We start from the raw sequence: 9,774 nt of genomic DNA, 5'->3' as shown, positions 1-9,774 counted from the left end.
AGAAGCTGTCTGGAAAAACGTGTAGGGGCGAATTCATTCGCCCAACCGCCGGACCAGGGGCGAATGAATTCGCCCCTACAAATGTCTCGACCATGATTTCCAGACAGCCTCTCAGGCGCGTATCCATGGCTCTCAAGGGCTTTGCGCTTGCCCTGGGCTTGTGTTTCCGCGGATTCCCGCAGGTGACCAGGGCCGTCGGTCCTCGGGCGTCTTTGCGGAGCTACAGATCGATGGGCGTCGGCTCGATATCCCAGATGTTTCTCGCATATTCGCGAATCGCGCGATCGGACGAGAAATAGCCCATGCGCGCGACGTTGAGTATCGACATGCGGACCCAGTGCTGCTGGTCCCTGTAGGCCTCGCTGACGCGGTGCTGGCATTCGATGTAGGCGCGATAGTCGGCCAGGACCATGAAGGGGTCGTGGTTGATGAGGTTGTCGGTGAGCGGACGGAAGAGCTTGGTGTCGCCGTGCGAGAAGAGTCCGGAGTTGATGAGGTCGATGTCGGCCTTCAGCTCGTGATCGCCGTGGTAGTAGTCCCAGGGGCGGTAGCCCCCCATCTGCTTTTCGTGCACGTCTTCGGCGGTCATGCCGAACAGGAAGAAGTTCTCCTCGCCGACCGCGTCGCGGATCTCGACGTTGGCGCCATCCAGCGTTCCGATGGTCAAGGCGCCGTTCATAGAGAACTTCATGTTGCCGGTCCCTGAGGCCTCCTTGCCCGCGAGCGAGATCTGCTCGGACAGGTCGGCGGCCGGGTAGAGGCGCTGCCCCGTCTTGACGTTGAAGTCGGGCATGAAGACGACGCGCATGAAGCCGTTGACCTCGGGGTCGTTGTTGATAACGTCGGCGATGGCATTGATCAGCTTGATGATGAGCTTGGCGAGGAAGTATCCGGGCGCGGCCTTGCCGCCGAAGATGAAGGCGCGCGGCACGGGATCTCTCACCAGCCCCTGCTTGAGTCTTTGGTAGCAGCGCACGATGTGCAGGGCGTTGAGGTGCTGGCGTTTGTACTCGTGAATCCGCTTGGCCTGGACGTCGAACATGGCCTCGGGGTCGAGCGCGACTCCCGTCGCCTGCTTCAGCCAGGCCGCGAGATCGCGCTTGGCGGCCAGCTTCGCCGCTTTCCATTGCGCCTGCAGGTCGGTGCTCTCCGCATGCGACTCCAGCTCTCTGACCTTGTCGAGGTCCCGAATCCAATCGTCCTGACCGCAGCAATCGCTGATCAGGCGCGCGAGGCGCGGGTTGCTGACCACGATGAAGCGGCGCGGCGTCACGCCATTGGTGACGTTGTGGAACTTCTCCGGCCAAAGGTCGTAGAAGTCTTTGAAGAGGGTGCTCTTCACCAGCTCCGAATGGAGCGCCGCGACCCCATTGACGGCCTTGCTGCCGATCACGGCCAGGTGCGCCATCCGCACCCGGCGCTCGCCGTCCTCCGCGATCAAGGACAGGCGTCGGACGTGATCCTCGTCCCCCAGGAAGCGCATCCGCACCTCGTCGAGGAAGTGTCGGTTGATCTCGTAGACGATCTCCAGGTGGCGCGGCAGCAGGCGCTCGAAGAGGGCGACCGACCAGGTTTCGAGCGCCTCCGGGAGGAGTGTGTGGTTGGTGTAGCAGAAGGTGCGCCGGGTCGTCTCCCAGGCGTCGTCCCAGGTCATGGCGTGGTCGTCCATGAGCAGGCGCATCAGCTCGGCGACCGAGAGGGCCGGGTGGGTGTCGTTGAGCTGGGCGACGAACTTGTCGGCGAAGGTGTCGAGCGGGCCAACCGTATTGAGGTGCAGCCGGATCATGTCCTGCAGCGAGCAGGAGACGAAGAAGTGCTGCTGCTTGAGGCGCAGCTCCTTGCCGGCCTCGGGCTCGTCATTGGGATAGAGCACCTTGGAGATGGTCTCGGCCTCGATCTTGGCATGCACGGCGCCATAGTAGTCGCCCACGTTGAAGGCCTGAAAGTCGAAGGATTCCGAGGCCTCTGCCTTCCAGAGCCGCAGCAGATTGACGTTGCCGACTCCGTAGCCAAGGATGGGCGTGTCATAGGCAACCCCATCGATCTCCCAGGACGGCACCCAGCGCATGCGGGTCTGCCCGTTCTGATCGCGATACTGCTCCGTATGGCCCCCATAGAGCACCGGGAAGCGGATCTTGGGGCGCGGGATCTCCCAGGGGTTGCCATTGCGCAGCCAGGTGTCGCTCTTCTCGACCTGCCAGCCGTCCTCGATCGCCTGATCGAAGATGCCGAACTCGTAGCGGATGCCATAGCCGATGGCCGGGATCTGGCAGGTCGAGAGCGAGTCCATGAAGCAGGCCGCGAGGCGTCCCAGGCCACCGTTGCCCAGTCCCGGCTCTTCCTCTTCCTCCAGGATGGCGTCGAAGTCCAGGTCAAGCTCCCGGCCCGCCTCTTGGGCCGTCCCGGTGATGCCCAGATTGACGAGATTGTTCGCCAGGTGCGGCCCGAGAAGGAACTCGGCAGAGAGGTAGCAGAGGGTGCGCGCGTGCAGTGTCTTGAAGGCCTGGGCCGATTTGACCCAGCGCTGGAGCAGGCGGTCGCGCGTGGTATAGGCGGCGGCCATGTAGAGGTCGTGCGGGGCCGCGACCTCGCGAAAGCGTCCTTGGATGTAGAAGAGGTTGTCCAGGAAGTCCTGCTTGAGGGCCGCCTTGGACATGCCCGTGCGGGTGTGCTCGCGCTCCGCTGCCTTTGGGCTGGAGGCTTTCGCCTTGCTCATTGGGGTACCTCTTGAGCGGGTGATCGGGATCGAGGATGAGAAAGCTCTGATCCAAGGTATAACTGGAAAGTCGGTCCCCCGCTAGCGGGGCGATACGCAGAGCGGGACTGGAAAGATCAGTGCTGGACGCAGACTCCATTGGTCGCCCCCAGCCGCGGAATCTCACGGCTTGGGGCGACGATGAGCGGGGGCCTGCGCGGCGTCAGAACGGCCAGGTCCAGTCGTCGACCTCGGGCTTGTCGATGCCGTGCTCATGGGCGTAGTTGCGGCAGTCGATCTGCATGTCCTTGAGCTTCTCCTTGACGTGCGCGCCGGCCACCTGGAGGCGTGGCACCCGGTTGATGACGTCGATGGCCAGGCTGAAGCGGTCGATCTCGTTGTTGATGGCGAGCTCCAGCGGGGTGTTGATATTGCCCTTCTCCTTATAGCCGCGCACGTGCAGATGGGCGTGGTTGGTGCGGCGATAGGCGAGGCGGTGGATCAGCCAGGGATAGCCGTGGAAGTTGAAGATGACCGGCTTGTCCTTGGTGAAGAGGCTGTCGAAGTCGGCGTCGCTCAGGCCATGCGGATGCTCGCCGGCGGGCTGGAGCTTGAAGAGGTCGACCACGTTGATGAAGCGGATCCGGATGTCCTCGAAGTGCTCGCGCAGCAGGGCCGTGGCCGCGAGCGCCTCCTTGGTCGGGATGTCGCCGCAGCCGACCAGCACGGCATCCGGCTCGCTGCCCTGATCGTTGCTGGCCCACTCCCAGATGCCGATGCCCTTGGTGCAGTGCTTGATGGCGGCGTCCATGTCCAGAAACTGCAGGTGATTCTGCTTGTCGGCGACGATGACATTGATGTCGTCGCGGCTCTGCAGACAGTGGTTGACCGTGGAGAGCAGGGTGTTGACGTCCGGCGGCAGATAGATGCGGGTGACTTCCGGGTTCTTGTTGACCACGACGTCGAGGAAGCCCGGATCCTGATGGGTGAAGCCATTGTGGTCCTGGCGCCAGACCGTCGAGGTGATGAGGAGATTGAGGGAGGAGATGCGCGCGCGCCAGGGGATCTCTTCGCAGATCGCCAGCCACTTGGCGTGCTGGTTGTACATGGAGTCGATGACATGGACGAAGGCCTCGTAGGTGGCGAAGAAGCCGTGGCGTCCGGTCAGGATATAGCCTTCGTACCAGCCCTCCAGGGTGTGCTCGGAGAGCATCTCCATGACGCGGCCGTCGGGCGCGAGCTCGCCGCCGTCGGCGTCTTCCGGCTTGTAGTCGCACAGCCAGAGCTTCTTGCTGACCTCGTAGATGGCGTCGAGCTTGTTGGAGGTGTTTTCGTCTGGGCCGAAGACGCGGAAGTTGTCCCTGTTCTTGGCCATGATGTCGCGCAGCAGGGCACCGACCGGCTTGGTGTTCATGGCGCGCAGCTTCCCGGGCTCCGGGACCTCCTGGGCATAGTGCCGGAAGTCGGGCATGCGCAGGGCGCGTCGCAGCAGGCCGCCGTTGGCGTGCGGACTGGCGCTCATGCGCAGATCGCCCTCGGGGGCCAGCGCCTTGATTTCGGGGAGGAGGCGGCCGCTGGCGTCGAAGAGCGCGTCGGGACGGTAGCGCTTCATCCAATCCTCGAGCTGCTTGAGATGCGCGGGGTTGTTGTGCATCCCCGAGAGCGGCACCTGGTGGGCGCGCCAGAAGCCCTCGACCTTGTGACCGTCGACCTCGTCCGGTCCCGTCCAGCCCTTGGGCGTGCGCAGCACGATCATGGGCCAATGGCAGCGCGTCGCCTCGCCGCTGGCGCGCGCCGCCTCCTGGAAGCCGCGGATCTCGCGGTGGCAGGTGTCCATCGTCTCGGCCATGCGCTGGTGCATGGCCATGGGGTCGTCGCCCTCGACGAAGTGCGGGGTCCAGCCGTAGCCGCGGAAGAGGTCCGCCAGCTCCTCGTTGGGGATGCGTGACAATAGGGTTGGATTGTTGATCTTGTAGCCGTTGAGATGGAGGATCGGCAGCACGGCCCCATCGCGGATGGGGTTGAGGAACTTGCTGGAGTGCCAGGAGGTGGCGAGCGGGCCGGTCTCGGACTCGCCGTCGCCGACCGCCACGGCGACCAAGAGGTCCGGGTTGTCGAAGGCGGCGCCGAAGGCGTGCGAGATGGAATAGCCCAGCTCGCCGCCCTCGTGGATGGAGCCTGGGGTCTCGGGCGTGCAGTGCGAGCCGATGCCGCCCGGAAAGGAGAACTGCTTGAAGAAGGCCTTCATGCCTTCCTCGTCCTCGCTCTTGTTCGGATAGATCTCCGAGTAGGTGCCTTCCAGATAGACGGGGGCGAGGACGCCGGGCGCGCCGTGGCCTGGGCCAGCGAGGAAGATGGCCGCTTGCCGGTGGGCCTTGATGATGCGGTTCAGGTGTACGTACATGAAGGAGAGGCCGGGGCTCGCGCCCCAATGGCCGAGCAGCCGGTTCTTGAGGTGCTCCTCTTTGAGCGGCTCTCTAAGCAGCGGGTTGTCGCGCAGATAGATCATGCCGACGGCGAGATAGCAGCAGGCGCGCCAGTAGGCATCCAGCTTGCCGATCTCCTCGGCGGATAGCGGATCGGTCGAGCGGGCTTGGGAGGCGGGTGTGGTCGTCATGAGTGCTCCTCCAGCTTGGCGATGGGGCTGAAATGGGCTTGCGCCAGGGATGCATCGAGGCTCTCGGCCTGCGCAAGCGGTGTGCGACCCGATTGGTCGCTGCGCTTGATCCTAGAAAGAGCTACCAGCTACCAGCAGCCAGCTTAGAGCTTTGTTTCGGGGCTGCTTTCAGGTTTTCTCCGAGTCACCCAAGGGGTGAGCGGCTGGTCCGCCAGACAATCCGGCAACTGTATGAGTTTCATCCGCTGGCGGCTGGCGGCTGGCGGCTGGCGGCTGGCGGCTGGTAGCTGACTGCTCCAACTAGGTTGATGCGTCTTTCAGGGGCCAGAATGGTCCCGGGCTTCCGAGTCGCGTTTTCGCGCTCACAGGCTAGCGGGAACATGGGTCTGCGGGATGACGAGGACATGACGATTGCTGTCGGCATCGTCCGGTATCGCCGGGGCTGGGCGCTAGGGGCCGAAGAGATCTGGGCGCAGCATCCCGGAAAGGCGGGCATAGGGAATCAGGACCGACTGCGGCCCGGCCGCATAGGGCGCAACCGCATAGGGGGGGAAGGTGACCGTCAGACCCTCGGGGCCGGGGAAGAGCCACTGATAGTTCTCCGCCTTTGGCGCCGTGCCGGACTTGAGCCAGTCGGTGTCCGCCGAGACGAAATCCTGGTCCTGGAGCTCGTCATAGCAATAGCCAGAGAGAAACCCCAGCCAGTCGCTCCCCGGGAGGAAGAGATCCGCAGGGGAAAGCTGCTGCCCGCTTGGCCGCGCGAGCACCAGCGGGGCGATGATCGGCATGCCGTGCGCCCCGCCGCGATAGTCGTAGCCGTTGAAATCGACCGCGACGTAGTGCGGGGCGACATAGGGCGGCGCATAGGTGATCTGGAGGGACCAGGGCGGCACTTCGAGCTGGGCATCCGCCGCCTCCTCGTTTGCCAGCTCTTCGAGGAAGGGCTGGACCAGGGACTCGACGAAGCGGCGGACCTCGGGATTGACCTCGGCCAGCGCGGCGTCCGTGAAGACGGGGTAGAGGGCGGACAGGGAGTGGCGGGGACCTGTGTCCGTGATGCGGCCCTCTGATACAGCTGGGGCGGCTTGATCTCGAGCACCCGGGGCCCTTGTCCTCAGGGCCTGGATCCGGGCCTCGTAGAGGTCGTGCAGGCAGGTGATATTGCTGCAGCGGTTGCGCCGCTTCAGCCAGGCGCGCTGCTCGGCGAGCAGCGAGTCCGGATCGGACGCAGCTTCGCGCGCTGCCCGAAAGCTGTCCGCCATGGTCTCGTCAAGCGCGCCGAGCGAGGCATCCCGGCAGAGGGTCTTTTCGACCCAGGTGGCGGCCTTGCCGCAGTCGAAGCTCGTCGCTTGGGAGGCGGGCGCGACGCCAATGAGGAATGCGGCGATGAGGCTGCGGACACGCATGACGGGGTCTCCATGTCGCCAGATCAGTCGATGCGCCGATCTCGGGTAGCTCAACCGACTGCCATGCGGCAGATCTACCTCAAGCTCAGTCCCGCGATTGGCGCCGCCGGCTAGGACCTGTAGCCGCCGTGCGCCGATTCCAAGGTCGTTCGCGATCTTTGCGCGATCCTGTGCCGACCTGGCTGCCGGTCCCCGAGTCCCGCGCTTCGCTCCAAGCTGCGATTCCAGCATCGATGAGGGCGCCATCAGTGCTGGGAGTGTCGGCCTCCAGGCCGACTGGTGTTGACCTGAAGGTCAAGACTCCCAGCGTCACGCGTTCCCGGAACATGAGATGGAGCTGAGTCCTAGCCGAGCTCCACGTCTTCGTAAACGGCCTCGAGCTCGGCGGAGAAGCCGATGGATGCAAGCTCCAGGGGCTGTCCGGCGGTGAAGGGAAAGAGGACCCATTGATCCATCTCGTTGCGCCTGAAGACGTCGATCGACAGGCGCTCGGGGTCGATGAGGACATACTCGCGCATGGAGGGCAGCTGGCGATAGTGCGCGAATTTCGCGCCGTGGTCGAAGGCGGCGGTCGAGGCTGACAGTACCTCGACGATGAGCGTCGGATCCCGCTTGACGTAGGTCTCGGCGGCGTCGGTCCCACTGCAGGTGACGAAGACGTCGGGGTAATAGAAGGCGTCCGCCGCGTCGACGCGGACCTTCATGTCCGCGATGTAGACGCGGCAGGGGCTTCCGCGGACGTGCGCGCGCAGCAGGGCGAAGAGGTTTCCGGCAATGGTCGCATGTGCCTCGCTCGCCCCGGCCATGGCGAAGACCTGTCCCGCCAGGTACTCATGCTTGATGGGGGACTCCAGCTCGCCAGCCAGATAATCCTCATGCGTGATGTGAGCTTGCTCCGCCGTGTTTCCCATTTGCCCTGTCCTCTTCGTTAGGCGCCGCGTCAGCGCTTCTTGGGGGGCATCAAGTCCGTGATGGACCCGTGCGCCATCTCAGCCGCCAGACCAATGGTCTCGTTGAGTGTCGGATGTGGGTGAATGGTGAGGCCGATGTCCTCCATGTCCGCCCCCATCTCCAGCGCCAGAACCGCCTCGCCGATCAGCTCGCCGGCGTTCGGTCCCACGATGCCGGCGCCCAGGATGCGCTTGGTCTCCGGGTCGAACAGCAGTTTGGTCATGCCCTCGTCGCGGTGGATGCCCAGCGCGCGGCCGCTCGCGGCCCAGGGAAAGACGCCCTTCTCATAGGCAATGCCGTCTTCCTTGGCCTTGGTCTCGGTCAGGCCCATCCAGGCGACCTCCGGATCCGTGTAGGCGACCGAGGGGATGGTCAGGGGGTCGAATTGAGCGGGCAGTCCGGCGATCACCTCGGCTGCGACCTTGGCCTCGTGCGTGGCCTTGTGCGCCAGCATGGGGCCGCCGACGACGTCGCCGATGGCGAAGATGTTGGGCACATTGGTGCGCATATGGGCATCGACCTTGATGAAGCCCCACTTGTCGACCTTGACGCCGGCCGTCTCGGCGTCGATCAACTTGCCGTTGGGCAGGCGGCCGACGGCGACCAGGACCTTGTCGTAGGTCTCCTCGCCCGGGTGCTTGCCCTCGAAGCCGACCTTGATGCCTTTCTTGCCGGCGCTCATGCTGGCGACCTTGGTCTCCAGCATGATCTTGTTATAGCGCTTCTTGATGATCTTCTCGAGGCTGCGTACCAGGTCGAGATCGGCGCCTGGCATGAGCTGATTCTTGAGCTCCACCACGTCGATCTGCGTCCCCAGGGCGCTGTAGACCGAGGCCATCTCCAGCCCGATGATGCCGCCGCCGACGATCAGCATGCGCCCAGGCACGTCCGCGATCTCCAGCGCGTCTGTCGAGTCCATGACGCGGGGATCCTCGTGCGGGAAGCCTGGGATCTTCATGGGGGATGAGCCGCAGGCGATGATGCAGTGGTCGAACTGGATGCGCGTGCGGCCATCCTTGGTGTCGACGCCGATGCGGTTGGGTGACTCGAAGCGGCCCGTGCCCTGGACGACCTGCACCTTGCGCTGCTTGGCGAGCGCAGCCAGGCCGCCGGTCAGCTTGGCGACGACCTTGTTCTTGCCGGCGCGCATCTTGTCGAGGTCGATCTTCGGCGGCTCGAAGGTGACGCCCATGCCGCCGAGGGTCTTGGCCTCTTCGATGATGGCGGCCGTGTGCAGGAGCGCCTTGGACGGGATGCAGCCGACGTTGAGACAGACGCCGCCGAGGCTGTCGTAGCGCTCGATCAGAACGACCTTCTTGCCCAGATCGGCCGCCCGGAAGGCGGCCGTATAGCCGCCGGGGCCGGCGCCGAGCACCACGACCTCGGTGACGACCTCTGTTGTCTCGACCTCCGCGGCGCCCTGAGCCTGGCCCTTTGGCGGTGCCTCGCCGCCCTCAGCGACCGCGAGCGTCAAGATGGTATCGCCTTGGGAGACACGGTCTCCGACCTTGACGCTCAGGGCCGCGACGGCTCCGGCCTGCGGGGCGGGAATCTCCATGGTCGCCTTGTCGCTCTCGAGCGTGATAAGCGAGGCCTCCTGATCCACCTTGTCGCCGGAGGACACCAGGATCTCGATGACCTCCACATCCTTGAAATCCCCGATATCCGGGACCTTGACCTCGATGATGTTGCTCATGATGTGCTGCTACTCGTTGGCCGCGCGGAGCGCGATCTGCTATGTGATTGATTGAGCCTGAGAAGAGCTGTCAGCTCCCAGCCTCCAGCGGCCAGCTTGCCGCGATCAGCGATTTGGCCATCCAGTGGGGCTCTCCTAGACTCACCTGGCGGGCGAAGGCGTCAGCCGTGGAGCGGCGGTGCTAAGCAACCGCTGGAAGCTGGCCGCTGGCGGCTCCTTCTAGGTTGAGCGCAATGCTAAACGATCGGGGCGGATAGGCGAAGTCGGCGTCGGCGGAGGCGGAGGCGGAGGAATGGTCACGGCGGTCGATGCGGACGCGGCCGGAGTGGCGGGGCGATGCGCAGGCTGACCGGTATCGGGCAGTCGGTCCGCGCGGTCTGTTGTTTGCCGATGCCGCGCCAAAGCTCAG

5 protein-coding genes are annotated in these 9,774 nt (G+C 64.7%); all 5 read right to left on the bottom strand.

The genetic code is table 11. The features are described 5' to 3' along the window. Nucleotides 1-220: 220 nt before the first annotated feature. The 5 genes from G3446_RS13840 to lpdA all read right to left on the bottom strand — a co-directional run bounded on the left by G3446_RS13840 (nucleotide 221) and on the right by lpdA (nucleotide 9,365). Entirely contained in the window at nucleotides 221-2,716 is a 2,496-nt protein-coding gene (locus tag G3446_RS13840) for a glycogen/starch/alpha-glucan phosphorylase (protein ID WP_164453422.1), read from the bottom strand. A gap of 202 nt (nucleotides 2,717-2,918) precedes the next feature. After that, nucleotides 2,919-5,312, bottom strand: a complete 2,394-nt coding sequence (locus G3446_RS13835) for a phosphoketolase family protein (protein WP_209262413.1) — start codon at nucleotides 5,310-5,312, stop codon at nucleotides 2,919-2,921. 449 nt (nucleotides 5,313-5,761) lie between these two features. Further along, complete coding sequence (locus G3446_RS13830; protein WP_164453421.1) at nucleotides 5,762-6,718, bottom strand: DUF3298 domain-containing protein; 957 nt, start codon at nucleotides 6,716-6,718, stop codon at nucleotides 5,762-5,764. A 344-nt stretch (nucleotides 6,719-7,062) separates the two neighbouring features. Next, entirely contained in the window at nucleotides 7,063-7,629 is a 567-nt protein-coding gene (locus G3446_RS13825) for a Uma2 family endonuclease (RefSeq protein ID WP_164453420.1), read from the bottom strand. A gap of 29 nt (nucleotides 7,630-7,658) precedes the next feature. Next, nucleotides 7,659-9,365, bottom strand: a complete 1,707-nt coding sequence (gene lpdA / locus G3446_RS13820) for a dihydrolipoyl dehydrogenase (RefSeq protein ID WP_164453419.1) — start codon at nucleotides 9,363-9,365, stop codon at nucleotides 7,659-7,661. Nucleotides 9,366-9,774: the final 409 nt, after the last annotated feature.

The sequence above is a fragment of the Thiorhodococcus minor genome (assembly GCF_010820565.1).
In the GTDB taxonomy this organism is placed as follows: domain Bacteria; phylum Pseudomonadota; class Gammaproteobacteria; order Chromatiales; family Chromatiaceae; genus Thiorhodococcus; species Thiorhodococcus minor.
This window is presented reverse-complemented; position numbering and strand designations above follow the sequence as displayed.